This window comes from Mesorhizobium sp. NZP2298 (assembly GCF_013170825.1).
Taxonomy (GTDB): domain Bacteria; phylum Pseudomonadota; class Alphaproteobacteria; order Rhizobiales; family Rhizobiaceae; genus Mesorhizobium.
Genome location: NZ_CP033365.1, coordinates 764,772 through 779,351, shown reverse-complemented (window position 1 = coordinate 779,351; position 14,580 = coordinate 764,772). Strand labels below are relative to the sequence as shown.

Annotated in this window: 13 protein-coding genes; 9 read left to right on the top strand and 4 right to left on the bottom strand. The window is 64.5% G+C overall.

The annotated features are described in order from the left end of the window. Positions 1-139: 139 nt before the first annotated feature. Positions 140-967 (bottom strand): ferredoxin--NADP reductase, encoded by an 828-nt coding sequence (locus tag EB231_RS03655; RefSeq protein WP_172347633.1) that lies wholly within the window; start codon positions 965-967, stop codon positions 140-142. Positions 968-1,187: 220 nt separating this feature from the next. On the opposite strand from EB231_RS03655, the gene EB231_RS03650 reads away from it, so the two are divergent. From EB231_RS03650 to EB231_RS03635, 4 genes are all read left to right on the top strand, one after another. Then, on the top strand, positions 1,188-3,272 hold the full coding sequence (locus EB231_RS03650; protein ID WP_172347632.1) for a hydantoinase/oxoprolinase family protein: 2,085 nt from the start codon (positions 1,188-1,190) through the stop codon (positions 3,270-3,272). A gap of 16 nt (positions 3,273-3,288) precedes the next feature. Then, positions 3,289-5,031 carry a hydantoinase B/oxoprolinase family protein gene (locus EB231_RS03645; protein WP_172352802.1) on the top strand — a complete coding sequence of 581 codons (1,743 nt, stop codon included), beginning with the start codon at positions 3,289-3,291 and terminating at the stop codon, positions 5,029-5,031. A 123-nt stretch (positions 5,032-5,154) separates the two neighbouring features. Further along, entirely contained in the window at positions 5,155-5,931 is a 777-nt protein-coding gene (locus EB231_RS03640) for an ABC transporter substrate-binding protein (RefSeq protein WP_172347631.1), read from the top strand. Positions 5,932-5,983: 52 nt separating this feature from the next. Next, positions 5,984-7,114, top strand: coding sequence for an aminomethyltransferase family protein (locus EB231_RS03635; RefSeq protein ID WP_172347630.1), 1,131 nt, complete (start codon positions 5,984-5,986; stop codon positions 7,112-7,114). 246 nt (positions 7,115-7,360) lie between these two features. Here the strand turns inward: EB231_RS03635 and EB231_RS03630 are convergent, their stop codons facing one another. From EB231_RS03630 to EB231_RS03620, 3 genes are all read right to left on the bottom strand, one after another. Beyond that, positions 7,361-8,017: a methionine ABC transporter permease gene (locus EB231_RS03630; protein WP_172347629.1), complete on the bottom strand. Its 657-nt coding sequence runs from the start codon at positions 8,015-8,017 to the stop codon at positions 7,361-7,363. Further along, complete coding sequence (locus EB231_RS03625; RefSeq protein WP_172347628.1) at positions 7,998-9,095, bottom strand: methionine ABC transporter ATP-binding protein; 1,098 nt, start codon at positions 9,093-9,095, stop codon at positions 7,998-8,000. Before EB231_RS03625 ends, EB231_RS03630 begins: the two co-directional genes overlap by 20 nt. Positions 9,096-9,182: 87 nt before the next feature. After that, positions 9,183-10,037: a MetQ/NlpA family lipoprotein gene (locus EB231_RS03620; protein WP_172347627.1), complete on the bottom strand. Its 855-nt coding sequence runs from the start codon at positions 10,035-10,037 to the stop codon at positions 9,183-9,185. Positions 10,038-10,478: 441 nt separating this feature from the next. Here EB231_RS03620 and hpaR point away from each other — a divergent pair, with 441 nt between their 5' ends. The 5 genes from hpaR (at position 10,479) to EB231_RS03595 (ending at position 14,569) form a co-directional block, all read left to right on the top strand. Beyond that, positions 10,479-10,874, top strand: a complete 396-nt coding sequence (gene hpaR, locus EB231_RS03615; protein ID WP_246740999.1) for a homoprotocatechuate degradation operon regulator HpaR — start codon at positions 10,479-10,481, stop codon at positions 10,872-10,874. Between the two features lie 183 nt (positions 10,875-11,057). Further along, entirely contained in the window at positions 11,058-12,152 is a 1,095-nt protein-coding gene (locus tag EB231_RS03610; RefSeq protein WP_172347626.1) for a transporter substrate-binding protein, read from the top strand. Continuing rightward, a complete protein-coding gene (locus tag EB231_RS03605) occupies positions 12,149-12,766 on the top strand; it encodes an ANTAR domain-containing response regulator (protein ID WP_172347625.1) in 618 nt (205 codons plus the stop codon). The genes EB231_RS03610 and EB231_RS03605 overlap by 4 nt, the downstream gene beginning before the upstream one ends. Next, a complete protein-coding gene (locus EB231_RS03600) occupies positions 12,744-13,652 on the top strand; it encodes an ABC transporter permease (RefSeq protein ID WP_445299297.1) in 909 nt (302 codons plus the stop codon). Before EB231_RS03605 ends, EB231_RS03600 begins: the two co-directional genes overlap by 23 nt. Next, entirely contained in the window at positions 13,649-14,569 is a 921-nt protein-coding gene (locus EB231_RS03595; RefSeq protein WP_172347624.1) for an ABC transporter permease, read from the top strand. The genes EB231_RS03600 and EB231_RS03595 overlap by 4 nt, the downstream gene beginning before the upstream one ends. Positions 14,570-14,580: the final 11 nt, after the last annotated feature.

Here is a 14,580-nt window from a genome sequence, read left to right as displayed (position 1 = left end):
TCAGATATGCCGGTATGCGCTGACAGGCGCGCTTGCAGTGCTTCCGGTCGGAATGGAGCGGCCCGACCCATTCCAGCAGGCTGTCCGATATCAGGCGTTCGCCTGGAGGGCAGCATGTCCACAGGGTGGGTAGCAGGCCTCAGCCGACGAAGGCGCGCTCGACGACGAAAGTCGCGGGATGGCTGAGTGAACCTTCCTGGAAGCCGAGGCTTTCGGCAAGTTCCTTGACGTCCTTTAGCATATGCATCGAGCCGCAGATCATGATGCGGTCAGTCTCGGGATTGAGCTTCTCGATGCCGAGGTCGGCGTAGAATTTGCCGGAGCCGATCAGCGCGGTGATGCGGCCCATGCAGGCCGACTCTTCGCGGGTCGTCGAATTGTAGAGCGTCACGCGCCCGCCGGTCAGTTCGCCGATCAGCGGGTCGCTTTCCAGCGCCGCCACCAATTCCTGGCCGTAGGTGAGTTCGGCATTGTCGCGGCAGGTGTGGGTCAGGATCAGCTGGTCGAATTTCTCATAGGTGTCGGGATCGCGCAGCAGGCTGGCGAACGGTGCGATGCCGGTGCCGGTCGAGATCATGAATAGCCGCTTGGCCGGTGTCAGCGCATCGATCACCAGCGTGCCGGTCGATTTCTGGCGCATGATGACGGTGTCGCCGACCTGGATCTTCTGCAGTTCCGAGGTCAGCGGGCCGTCCGGCACCTTGATCGAGAAGAATTCCAGCTCTTCGTCCCAGGCCGGGCTTGCCACGGAATAGGCGCGGAACACCGGCTTCTCGGCATTGGGCAGGCCGATCATGACGAACTCGCCGGAGCGGAAGCGCAGCGATTGCGGACGGGTGATGCGGAACGAGAACAGCCGGTCGGTATAGTGTTTCACCGAGACGACGGTTTCAGCATAGACATTGGCCGGAATCGGAAACTGCAGCGGGCGGGCGCCGGCGGTGTTGAAGGCGGATGTGGTGTTCATCAAATCCAACTTTCTGGCCCAACCGGGGACGCGGGCGCCAAACCTTTTCCTGCACGCCCGAACCGTTCAGGTTCCGGCGTGCTGCTCGCACACTCCAAGGCGGTAAGCTCTTGTGTCCGGAATTTATTAGTATACAAACGATATTTGCGTCAAGATACCGTCGCGAAACACCTTTCCAAACTGTGCCGTATCCGTAGTCCCAGCATTTCGGGTTTCGACAATGAAAGAGAATTTTTCGGTGCAGCCGCCGGATTCCCTGGGCAGCGTCGTGGCCGGCATCGATGTCGGCGGAACCTTCACCGACCTGCTTCTGATCGACGGCAAGCACGGCGGCAAGGTGCACATCGCCAAGACCCCGACGACGGTCGACAACCAGGCGTTCGGCGTGGTTTCGGCACTCGGCGCCACCGGATTTCCGATCGACGGCATCGACCTCATCGTGCATGGCACCACCACCACGACCAATGCGGTGCTCGAGCGCCGGCTGGCCAGGACCGGCATGATCACCACACGCGGTTTTCGCGACGTGATCGAGCTTGGCCGGCGCACACGGCCGCAACCCTACGGCATGACCGGCACCTTCGTTCCCGTCATCCCGCGCAATCTCAGGCTCGAAGTGTCGGAGCGCGTCGAGGCTTCAGGTGCGGTGCGCACGCCGCTCGATGAAGCCGGGATGCGTGAAGCGGTGAAGACGCTGATCGCGGCCGGCTGCGAATCCCTCGTCATCCATTTCCTGCACTCCTACGCCAACCCTTCGCACGAGCGGCGCGCCGCCGAGATCGCCGCCGAGCTCTGGCCGAACGGCTACATCACCACGGGCCATGCGCTGCTGTCGGAAGCGCGCGAATTCGAACGCGGCGTCACCGCTTCGGTCAACGCTTCGGTGCAGCCGATCCTCGAGCGCTATGTCGAGCGGCTGCGCAAGGAGTTGGCCGCGGAAGGCTATGCCCGCGACTTCCTGATCATGAACGGCAATGGCGGCATGATCTCGGCCCGCTTCGTCACACGTGAATCTGCCAAGACCGTCATGTCAGGTCCGGCCTCCGGGGTGATTGCCGCCGCCTATACGGGCAAGCGCGCCGGCTTCGAAAACCTCGTCACTTACGACATGGGCGGCACCTCGACCGACGTGGCGCTGATCCGTAACGCCGAGCCGGCGGTCTCGAACGAGATCGAGATCGAATATGCCATGCCGATCCATGTGCCGATGGTGGCGGTGCACACGGTCGGCGCCGGCGGGGGCTCGATCGCCCGCGTCGACGCGGCCGGTCTGATCCAGATCGGTCCGGAAAGTGCCGGCGCCAATCCCGGCCCGATCTGCTATGGCCGCGGCGGCCTGGAGCCGACCATCACCGACGCCAATCTCGTGCTTGGCCGGCTGGCGCCGAAGAAGCTGCTGGCCGTCGAAAACCCGGTCACCGTGGAGCGCGTCACCGGCATCTTCGAAGACAGGATCGGCAAGGCGACCGGCCTGTCCGGCGTCGAGGCGGCGGGCGCGGTGCTCAGGCTCGGCAACATGAAGATGGCCGGCGCCATCCGCATGGTGTCGGTGTCGCGCGGCCATGACCCGCGCGATTTCGCGCTGTTCGCTTTCGGCGGCGCCGGACCGCTGCATGCCACCGCGCTGGCGCGCGAACTCGGCCTGCCCAAGGTGCTGGTGCCGGCGCGCCCCGGCATCACCAACGCGCTCGGCTGCGTCGTCGCTGACCTGCGCCACGACTTCGTCAACACCGTCAACCAGCCGGTCGCCATACTCGATGAAACCCAGCTTCACCAAATATTGGAACGGCACCGAAACGAAGGCGAGGAGCTGATCGGCAAGGAGGCGGTGAAGCCGGAGACGATCCGCGTCACCCACTCCGCCGACATGCAGTTCGTCGGCCAGACCCACATCATCAACGTGCCGCTGCCGTCCTCGGCAGTGAGCCGCAACGAGCTGCAGGACCTGTTCGAAAAAGCCTATTTCGCCCGCTTCAAGGTCGAGTTGCCGGAGATCCGCGCCAACCTCGTCAATCTCAACACCTCGGTGACAGGCGTGCGGCAGGCGATCGACCTGTCGCGGCTTATCGATCCGGCGGGGCGCGCGAAAACGCTGGACGAGGCGCGGCGTGAGATCCGCCCGGTCTGGTATGCCGGGCGCTGGCACGACACGCCGGTCTATATCAGGGAAAAACTGCCGCTCGATGCGGTCATCCAGGGCCCGGCGATCCTCGAACAGATGGACGCCACGACCGTGCTCGAACCCGGCGACCGCGCCCGTTCGGATGCCGACGGCAACATCATCATCGACATTGGCGAGGCCTGAGATGCCTGACATTGATATGGCAAAGCTCGACGCCATCACGCTCTCGGTTCTCCAGGCAGCCTTGCAGCAGGTCTGCGACGAGATGGACCTGACTTTTTCCCGCGCCGCCTTCTCGCCGGTCATCGCCGAGGCCAATGACCGCTCCGACGGCATCTATTCGGCCGTAGACGGTTCGCTGATCGCACAAGGCAGCCAGGGCCTGCCGGTGTTCGTCGGCGTCATGCAGTATTCGACCAAAACGGTGATCGAGATGATCGCCAATGGCCGCTGCCTGGCTCCGGAGCCAGGCGACATCTACATCGTCAACGATCCCTATCTCGGCGGCACGCATCTGATGGATGTGCGCTTCGTCATGCCGGTCTACCGAGGCGGGAAAATCTTCTGCTGGCTGTCCAACACCGGCCACTGGCCCGATATTGGCGGCTCGGTGCCGGGCGGCTTCTCGGCTTCTGCCACCGCGGTCGAGCAGGAAGGCCTGCGGCTGCCGCCGGTAAAACTGTTCAAGAAGGGCGTGCTCGATCCCGAAATCTACGCCATCATCTGCTCCAACATCCGTGTCGCCGACCAGCGCATTGGCGACATCAGGGCCCAAGCCGCGGCGCTGCTGATCGGCCAGGACAGGCTCAATGGAATCCTGGATCGTTACGGTGACGAAACCGTTGTCGAGGCCATCGCCGAACTGCGCCGCCGCGCCGGCGAGCAGATGCGCGCCAACATCGCGGCCATCCCCGACGGCACCTACCGCTCGGAAGCCTTCGTCGATTCCGACGGGGTGGTCAACGAACCGCTGACCATCGCGCTCGCCGTCGAAAAGCAGGGCGATACGCTGACCTTCGATTTTAGCGGTTCGTCGAAACCCTGCGCCGGACCGATGAACAGCGTACTGGCGACGACCCTGTCCTCGGTCTATCTCGCCATGCGCCACATCTTCCCGGATGTGCCGATCAGCGCCGGGGCCTTCGAACCCTTGATCGTCAAGCGGCCGGAAGGCACGTTCCTTGATGCCAAATATCCGCGCCCTGTCTCTGGCTGTGCGGCGGAAGTCTCACAGCGGATCGCCGAGGCGGTGTTCGCGGCCATGGTGCAGGCGCTGCCGGACAAGGTGACGGCGGCCCCCGCCGGCTCCAGCGGCAATTTCGCGCTCGGCGGCAACGATCCCGTGCGTGGCCGCGATTACGTCATGTACCAGATCTCCGGCGGCGGCTATGGCGGCAATGCGGGCCATGACGGCCTGACCAATGGCTGTTCGACCATCGGCATTTCCAAATCGCCGCCGGTCGAGATCATGGAGCAGGCCTTTCCCGTGCTCTATCGCCACTATGCCTTGCGTGAAGGCTCGGGCGGCGCCGGCAAGCATCGCGGCGGTTTCGGCCTCGCCTATGAGGTCGAGATCCTGCGCGGCGATGCCCGCGCCTCCTTCGTCATGGATCACGGCCGTTTCGGCCCGCAAGGCGCGCTCGGCGGCAGCGATGGCGCCGTCAACACGGTGACCGTCTTCCGCAATGGCGAAGAACATGTGCCGCCGCATCTCTCCAAGGAGCAGGACATCCCGCTCAAGGCCGGTGACCGCGTGCGCGTCGGCACCCCGGGCGGCGGCGGTTATGGCGATCCGCGCGAGCGTGACGCCGATCAGGTACAGCGCGACGTGGCGCTGGGGTACTACACGTCTGAGGAAGCTGCCCAAAAATTCGGCGTGGTCCTGGCGGCGGACGGTCTCACGATTGACCGCAAGGCGACGGACAGGCAGCGCGCCGGCTAAACACCGCCACGCGCCATGGCGGAGACCGGTCACAGCGCCGTGATCGCCGCAGCACATGTCGTTTCCGTCACCGCCGGTGGCACGAAAGCCCGTAGACTTCTGCGGTCAACGGAGATCTGGAACATGCGTCTTTTCGGTCGTTTCGTGCTTGCCGCTTCCGTCGCCCTTACCCTTGCCGCTGGTGCTGCGTCCGCCCAGGACAAGAAGCTCAGGATCGGCACCGAGGGTGCTTATCCGCCCTTCAACTACGCCAGCGCCGACGGCACGCTGGGCGGCTTCGACATCGATCTCGGCAAGGCGCTGTGCGCCGAGATGAAGGCCGAATGCGAATTCATCGTGCAGGATTTCGACGGCTCGATCCCGGCGCTGCAGGCCGGCAAGTTCGATGCCATCATCAACATCACCATCACGCCGGAGCGGGCCGAGAAGGTCGAGTTCACCCACAAATACTACCAGACGCCGCCGGCCATCGCCGTACCGAAGGATTCGACCATCGTGGGCACCTCGCCGGACGATTTGAAAGGCAAGGCGCTTGGCGTGCAGACCGCCACCATCCACCAGAAATTCGCCGAGCAGAAATATGCGGGCTCGACCGTCAAGGCCTATCCCACGGGCGACGACGCCCGCACCGACATGGCCAATGGCCGTCTCGACGCGATGATGGATGGCTCGATCATCCTCACCGAATGGCTGAAGAAGCCCGACGGCGCCTGCTGCAAGCTGCTCGGCACGCTGACCGCCGATCCGGCCATTCACGGCCCCGGCGTCGGCATCGCGCTGCAGAAAGGCAACAAGGAGCTGACCGACAAGTTCAATGCCGCCATCGATGCCCTGCGCGCCAACGGCAAGTACAAGGAAATCAACGACAAGTACTTTGCCTTCGACGTCTACGGCAGCTGAGACCGACGACAACGCCTTACGGCAGCGCCGATCGGCGCTGCCGTTTTCATGAATGATGGAGACCTTCTTGGCTGAGCGGCGTTCCCCCTTCTACAGCAGCATCGTCGGACTGGGCGCGACCATGGGTCGGGTTGGCGGCGATTTCATCTCGGCCAAATACTATTCCGGCATCGCCGACGAGCACCTGAACACCCGCGCAAATGTCGGCGTGCAGGATCTTAGCACCATGGGCAAGATGGACATCAAGGGCCCGGACGCCGAGGCGCTGGTCAATCATGTCATCGTCAACGACGCGGCTGCGATGAAGCCGGGCCAGGTCCGTTATTCCACCATCTGCCGCGAGGATGGCGGCATCATGGACGACCTCACCGTGTTCCGGCTGGCGCCGGAGCATTTCATGCTGGTGACAGGCTCGGTCAACCGCCTGAAGATGCTGCCCTGGCTGCAGCACCATGCCCAGGGCCGCAAGGTCTACGTCACCGACATCACCGCGGCAATTGCTTTTCCGACCATCCAGGGCCCGCGCTCACGCGAATTGTTGAAGGCCATGATCGGCGATGCCGATCTCGACGGGTTGAAGCGCTGGGCGTTCACTTCGGGCCATGTCAACGGCACGCGCGTCCTGATCTCGCGCACCGGCGTCACCGGCGAACTCGGCTTCGAACTGTTCGTGCCGGCCGACGAGGCAGCCTCCGTCTGGGACGTCCTGATGCGTGCAGGGGCGGACTTCGGCCTGAAACCCTATGGCGTGCTGGCGATGTTCACACTCGGCCTGGAAAAGGCTTATCCGGCGCATGGCATCGACATGGATGAGAGCCGCACGCCGTTCCATGTCGGCCTCGACCGCTGGATCAAGTTCGACAAGGGCGATTTCATCGGCCGCGAAGCGCTGCTCAAGATCCGCGACAAGGGCCTCGGCGAGCGCTGGACCGGCCTGGTCCTTGACGGCGACAAACCAGCGGCTACGGATGCGAGGGTTGTGGCGGATGGCGAAGATGCCGGCATCGTCACCTACAGCGACCACGGCTATTCCCTCGGCAAAGTGCTGGCGACCGCGCATCTGCGGCTGCCATTTACGGCTGTCGGCACCGAACTCAGCATCGCTATCGATGGCAAGCCGACGCGTGCGGTCGTGGCTGCGATGCCGTTCTTTGATCCGGAAGGGGTAAGGTTGCGAGGTTAGCCGGAACGCCCGTCGCTTCGTCATCCACGGGCGGAGCAAGGAGCGTAGCGACGCAGCGCAGACCCGAGGATCCATGCCGGGACTCCAATGCGTCACCAACGGTGCCGAATTCCGCCCCGCTGCACCCTGCGTCTCCGGTCGCGGCATGGATCCTCGGGTCTCCGCGACGCCGCTTCGCGGCTGCTCCGCCCGTGGATGACGAAGTCGGGAAGCCTCTGCCCATTCCGCGCGAGCCTACCGGGCTCATCACCCCCGCCGGTCCAGCCGCGCCACCAGCCGGTCACCCGCCCACTGAATCCCACAGACCAGAATGATCAGCACGATCACCACAGCCACCATCACCGAGGTCTCGAAGCGCTGATAGCCGTAGCGGATGGCGAGATCACCCAAACCACCGGCGCCGATAGCACCGGCCATGGCCGAGGCGCCGATCAGCGTCACCAGCGTCACCGTGAAGCCGGCGACGATGCCGGGCAGCGCCTCGGGCACCAGCACCTCGCGGATGATCGTCCAGCGGTTGCCGCCCATGGCGCGGGCCGCTTCGATCAGGCCATGGTCGACCTCGCGCAGCGACACTTCGGCGATGCGCGCGTAGTAGGGCGTGGCGGCGATCGACAGCGGCACGATGGCCGCCCAGGTGCCGATCGAGGTGCCCACGATCAGCCGCGTCAGCGGGATCAGCGCCACCAGAAGGATGATGAACGGCACCGAGCGGAAGCCGTTGATGACGGCGCCGAGCACGCGGTTGACCCACAGGTTTTCGGCAATGCCGCCGCGTTCGGTTGATATCAAGGCCAAACCAAGCGGCAGGCCGAAGACCAGCGAGATCAGACCGGAGGCGGCCGTCATCAGCACCGTCTCCCAGATCGACCGCAGCAGAAGCTCAAACAGGATTGGCGACATGGCCAAGCACCTCCACCCGCGCCTGGCGGGCCTTCAGGAATGTAATCACTTCGGCGAGATGGCTTGCATCGTTGCCGGGAACGGAGAGAAACAGCGTGCCGACAGGCTGCTGCTGGATATGGTCGATGCCGCCATGGACGAGGCGGAAGGAGCCCGGAACAGAAGTGGCAAGGTCGGACAGCAATGGTCCACGCGCGACCTCGCCAGCCACATCGACACGCAGGATCGTCTCGGCGCCGGCCGCGGGCAGCAGGCGCGCCGACAACTCGGCCGGCAATTGCGGCCGGATGGCGCCAAGCAGGCTGCCTGTGACATTGGACTGCGGCTCGGCGAACACCGACCACACCGGCCCGTCCTCGACGATGCGCCCGGCATCGATCACCGCCACGCGGTCGGCGATGGAGCGGATCACCTCCATCTCGTGGGTGATCAACAAGATGGTCAGGCCAAGCTTCCGGTTGATGTCTTTCAACAGCGCGAGAATGGAGCGCGTCGTCTCCGGGTCGAGGGCCGAGGTCGCTTCATCCGACAACAACAGCGCCGGCCGCGCCGCCAGCGCCCGGGCAATGCCGACGCGCTGCTTCTGGCCGCCCGACAGCGACGCTGGATGGGCCTTGGCCTTATCCAACAGGCCGACGAGTTCAAGCAACTCCGCCGCCCGTGCCAGACGCTCGGCCTTCGGCCGGCCCTCGATCTTCAGCGGCAGCGCGACATTGTCCTCCACTGTCTTGGCCGACAGCAGGTTGAAATGCTGGAAGATCATGCCGATGCGCCGCCGCAGCGGCTGCAGGTCGCGCTCGCCGAGCCGGCTGATCTCGCGGCCCTCGATGAACACCTCGCCGGAATCCGGCCGCTCCAGCCCGTTCAGGCAGCGGATCAGCGTCGATTTGCCGGCGCCGCTGCGGCCGATAATGCCTAGGATTTCGCCCTTGCGCACCGTCAGCGAGATGCCGTCGAGCGCCGCGGTCGCGCCAAAGCGGCGCTTCAAATCGACAAGGCGCACCACGTCCTGTGGTGCGTCGGGTCGAGCGTGGGTCGGACCGGCGATCTCCCCGGATGCCGTGATATGCTGGTTCATGCGGTTCCCTATTCTCGCCATCGCAAAACGCAATTGCGGCCCGCGCTCGAGCGCGGACCGCTTTTGCTCCCGAACGAGGTCCGGCGATCAATAGGCGCTGAGGCCGGTGCCCTTGTAGACCTTGTCGAATTCGGCCTTGACCGCGTCGTTCTGGTAGGAAGCCACCAGTGTCTTCACCCAGGCTTCGTTTTCATTGCCGACCTTGACCGCGATGAAGTTGCGGTACGGATTGTCGGATATCGGCTCCTGGGCGATGCGGTTCTCTGACGTCAGGCCGCTTTTCAGCGCCCAGTCGGTGTTGACCACGGCGGCATCGAGATCCTCGACCGAGCGGCCGACGATGCCGGCGTCAAGCTCCTTGATCTCGACCTTCTTGGGGTTTTCCGCGATGTCGGCGGTGGTGGCCAGGATGCCGGTGCCGTCCTTCAGCTTGATCACACCTTCATTCTGCAGCACGCGTAGCGCCCGGCCTTCATTTGACGGGTCGTTGGGCACGCCGATGACCGCGCCCTCGGGCAGGTCGGCGACTTTCGTGTATTTCTTCGAATAGAGGCCGATCGGCCAGACGCCGGTATAGCCGACACGCACGATATGATAGCCTTGCGTCTTGATCTGGTTGTCGAGATAGGGCTGGTGCTGGAAGGCGTTGGCGTCGATTTCGCCGCGCTCCAGCGCTTCGTTGGGCTGGGTGTAGTCGTTGAACACCACGGTCTCGACGGTCAAGCCCTTTTCGGCGGCCTGGGCGACCACGACGCGCCAGACATCCTCATCCTCGCCGCTGATGATGCCGACCTTGATCGACTTCTTGTCCTCGGCGAAGGACGCATGCGGCGCCATCAGGCTGCCGACCGCGACGGCCGATGCGAACAGCAGAGCCAGGCCGCCACGCCGGTTGATGATTGACCAAAGGGAAGATGGCAAAGTGTTGTTGACGTCGGACATGATTGATCTCTGCGGTTATGAAGTCATCGTGCCAAGGCGGACTGCCTAGGCTTGGTGACATCGTCAGAGATTCTATCGATTTTATAAAAGGACGTGTTTCGCTGTTCTCGGCAAAGCCGGGAATATTCTCTCAAAGATTCCAGGGAAGGGAGCACAGGACACCACTGGACCGACCGCGGCGGCACTGCGCTGCGATCCGGCAGGCATAGGTGTTGATGTAAACGACGCCGGCGCAAGGAACAGAGCTTCACTTGCTGCAATTAACGCATCAAGTGCGAATAATGTCGCCGAAGTCAGGCCTTGCATCCCGCCAGAGGCGACGATACGGGATGACGGTGACGGGCTTTGAGAACCAGCCTGCTGGCAAAGCCTGCCGCTGGTCGCATTCAGCACTGGAGAAAACGTCACTTGCTGCCGGAAAACTCCCGTCGTTCCCTGCCTATGGCGCTTCTGCACGCCCGCGAAGCGGTGATGGCGCGGTTTCGTCCAATGCTTACGGCGCATGACGTGACCGAACAGCAGTGGCGCGTGCTGTGCGTGCTGAGCGAGGCCGGCCCGGTGGAGGCGACGGAGCTTGCCGATCGCGCGTCGGTGCTGCCGCCCAGCCTGACCCGCATCATCAAGACGCTCGAAGGCCGAAAATTCATTACCCGCAACAAGGCTGAGGGCGATGGCCGCCGCGTGGTGCTGACCATCGCCCCGGCCGGTTCCGCCCTGATCCGCGCTCTGTCGCCCGAGCGCCGCGTCATCTACGACGACATCGAGCGCCGCTTCGGCCACGAGCGTCTGGAGCAGTTGCTTGATCTGCTGGAGAGCCTCATCGAGGGTGAGATCTGACCGCTCCTCCACGCGGGTTGGCGCCGCAAGCGTTGCAGGAGGACAACTTTCCCGCTTGACTGACCAGCCGGACCGAATACCCTAGGCCAAAATACCGGCTCTGATCGCCGGGCGGCAAGAATGCCTCGTATGCCTCGCCCTTGTGGCGCTGGCTGCGGGGCATTGTCATTTCTGGGGTCCTGTTTGAAACGGCGCATCGAGATCGGTATCCTCTATTCCCGCTCGGGGAGCTATCAGCTCGTCTCCGACGCGTGCCGCATGGGCGCCATGCGCGCCATCGCCGACATCAATGCCGACCGTGGCTCAGGCATCGAGCTGGTGCCGGTCGAGCGCGATCCGCAAAGCAATGCCGACCGCTACGCGACGCTTTGCGAGGACATCTTCAAGACCAGCAGCGCACGCCATGTCGTCGGCTGCGTCACATCCTGGAGCCGCAAGGAGACGATCCCGGTGCTGGAGAAGGCCGGCGGCATGCTCTGGTACGCCTGCCCCTATGAAGGCTTCGAGGCCAACGAGCATGTCGTCTACATGCACGCCTGCCCCAACCAGCACCTGGTGCCGCTGATGGCCCATGTCGTGCCGCGCTTCGGCGCCAACGGCTTTCTGCTCGGCTCGAACTATATCTGGGGCTGGGAGATGAACCGTGTCGCGCGCGACCTGATCGCGGACGCCGGCGGCAAGGTGCTGGGCGAACGCTATCTGCGCATCGGCGAGACCGACGTGTCGCGCCTGATCGCCGAGATCCGGGCGACGCGGCCGAACTTCATCCTCAACAACCTGATCGGCACCTCGTCCTACGCCTTCCTGGCCGCCTATCGCGATTTGGGCGATGAGGATCCTGCCTTCAGCCCGGAAACCTGCCCGGTCATCTCCTGCAACCTCACCGAGGGTGAGCTGCCGGCGATCGGCGAAACGGGCAAGGGACATCTATCGGTCGGACCTTATTTCGCACCACGGCCTGCGGCTTTCGCCTCGTCCTTCGAGGCCTCCGCCTATGCCTCGGTTCAGGTGATGGCCGATGTGTTGTCGCGCGATCCCGACGCCGGTCCGGCGGAATTCTCGAAAGCCTTCGCCGCAACGCGCTTCTCCACCCGGCTGGGGCCGATCGCCATCGACGCCCACACCCAGCACGCGACGCTGCCGGTCATCATCGGCCGGATCGCCGACGGCCATTTCGAGGTCGTCAGCCGGCAGCACGAGGTCGCGCCGGATCCCTATCTGTCGCGCTACGACCCCGCCAAGACGTTCGGCCGTCCGCGCCTGAGGGTGGTGTCGTGACCCGAACCCCGCGCATCCCCAATCTCGGCGGCGCCAGGGCCTTCATCCTGCATCGCCCGCATCCGACGGTGCAGGCCATCACAAGACAATTGTCGGCCATCGGCCTCGTCACGCTCGACTGCTGGCCGGAACTGCCGCCAGAGGCGCTCGCCGCCGATTTCGTCTTCTTCGACACCGATCTCGGTTTCGACGAGCAATTCCCCTGGAAGCCGGGCGAGGCGCCGATGCCGCTGGTGGCGTTGATCGGTTCGGAGGCGCCAGGCCGCATCGAATGGGCATTGTCGCACAAGGCCGACGCCCAGCTTTTGAAGCCGGTCGGCACCGCCGGCGTCTACAGCGCGCTGCTGATCGCACGGCAGAGTTTCGAGGCTCGCAAGAACTTAGCCGGCGAAATTTCCTCGCTGCGCCAGCGCGTCGCCGAGCGCCAGACGATCGTGCGCGCGGTGGCGGCACTGTCGAAAGGCACCGATGACGAGCGCGCCTATGCGCAACTGCGCTCGCTGGCGATGAGCTGGCAGATCAGCGTCGAGGATGCCGCACGCCGAATCGTGGCCATGACGTGCGAGGAAGTAACGAACGAGGAAGGCGGCGATGACCAGTCCCATCGCGCCTGACCTCATCGCGCCGACGCGCATGCCGGCCAGGCCGCGCGCCGGCGTCTGGCGCCGGCTGGTCAAGCGCCGTCTGGCGATGCTCGGCTTGGTCATCGTCGCCATCGTGGTCGCTGGCGCCGTGCTGGCGCCATGGCTGACCGGCTATGATCCCAACGAACAGATGTTCGACGGCCTGACCATCGAGGGCTCGCCCTTGCCGCCGGATGCCAAATTCTGGCTGGGGACCGACCTGCTTGGCCGCGACCTGCTGACCCGCATTCTCTACGGCGCCCGCACCTCGCTGATCATCGGCATCGTTGCCAATGGCGTGGCGCTGTTCATCGGCACGCTGGTCGGCGTCACCGCCGGCTATTTCCGCGGCTGGATCGGCAGCGCGCTGATGCGCTTCACCGATCTGATGATGGCGTTCCCGGCGCTGCTGCTCGCCATTTGCCTGGCGGCGGTGTTCGAGCCCAGCCTGTGGATCGTCGCCATGGTGATCGCACTGGTCAACTGGGTGCAGACCGCCCGTGTCATCTACACTGAAACCTCCTCGCTCGCCGAACGCGAGTTCATCGACGCCGAACGCACCATCGGCGCCGGCGCGCCGCGCATCCTGTTTCGCCACATCCTGCCGCATCTCCTGCCGACCATCATAGTCTGGGGCACGCTCGGCATTTCGACCACGGTGCTGCTGGAGGCGACACTCTCCTTCCTCGGCATCGGCGTGCAGCCGCCGACCGCATCCTGGGGCAACATCATCTTCGAGAACCAGACCTATTTCCAGGCGGCACCCTGGCTGGTGTTCTTCCCCGGCGCTGCGATCCTGGCGCTGGCGCTGGCCTTCAACCTGATCGGCGACGCGCTGCGCGACATCCTCGATCCGACGCAAAGGGGTCGGGCATGATCGCCTATCTCGGCCGCCGGCTGATCCAGTCGCTGCTCATCCTGCTCGGCGTCTCGCTGATCACCTTCGCGCTGCTCTATCTGTTGCCGGCTGATCCGGTACGCCAGATCGCCGGGCGCAGCGCCACGCCACAGACGGTCGAGAACATCCGCCAGCAGCTCGGCCTCGACCAGCCCTTCGTCGTCCAGTACTGGCACTATCTGGCCAGGCTCGTCAGCGGCGATCTCGGCCGCTCCTACATCCAGCGCTCCGAGGTTACCGAGCTGATCGTCTCGCGGTTGCCGGCGAGCCTGCTATTGATGGTCGGCGCCATCCTGTGCGAGCTGCTGATCGGCCTTTCCATGGGCCTGATCGCCGCCGTCAAACGCGGCACCGCGACCGACCAGACATTGATGGTCGCGTCCTTCGTCGGCGTCTCGGCGCCGCAATTCGTCGTCGGTCTCTTGCTGCTCTACGTCTTTGCCGTGCGGCTGAGCTGGTTTCCGATCGGCGGCTACGGCACCTGGCGCCATCTCGTGCTGCCGTCGCTCACCATGGGCATCCTCGGCGCCGGCTGGTATGCGCGCATGATGCGCTCGTCGATGATCGACGTGCTGCGCCAGGATTACGTCCGCACCGCGCGTGCGAAAGGCCTGGCGCGCGGTGCCATCATCTTCCGCCATGCACTGCCCAACGCCATCCTGCCGGTCATCGCCATGATCGGCATCGACATCGGCATCTTCATGGGCGGCATCGTCGTCGTCGAAAGCGTGTTCGGCTGGCCCGGCATTGGCCAGCTGGCATGGCAGGCCATCCAGCGCGTCGACATCCCGATCATCATGGGCGTCACGCTGGTCTCGGCCTTCGCCATCGTGCTCGGCAATCTGCTTGCCGACATCATCGCGCCCTTCATCGACCCCCGTATCAAACTCAGATGAGCATCAAACTC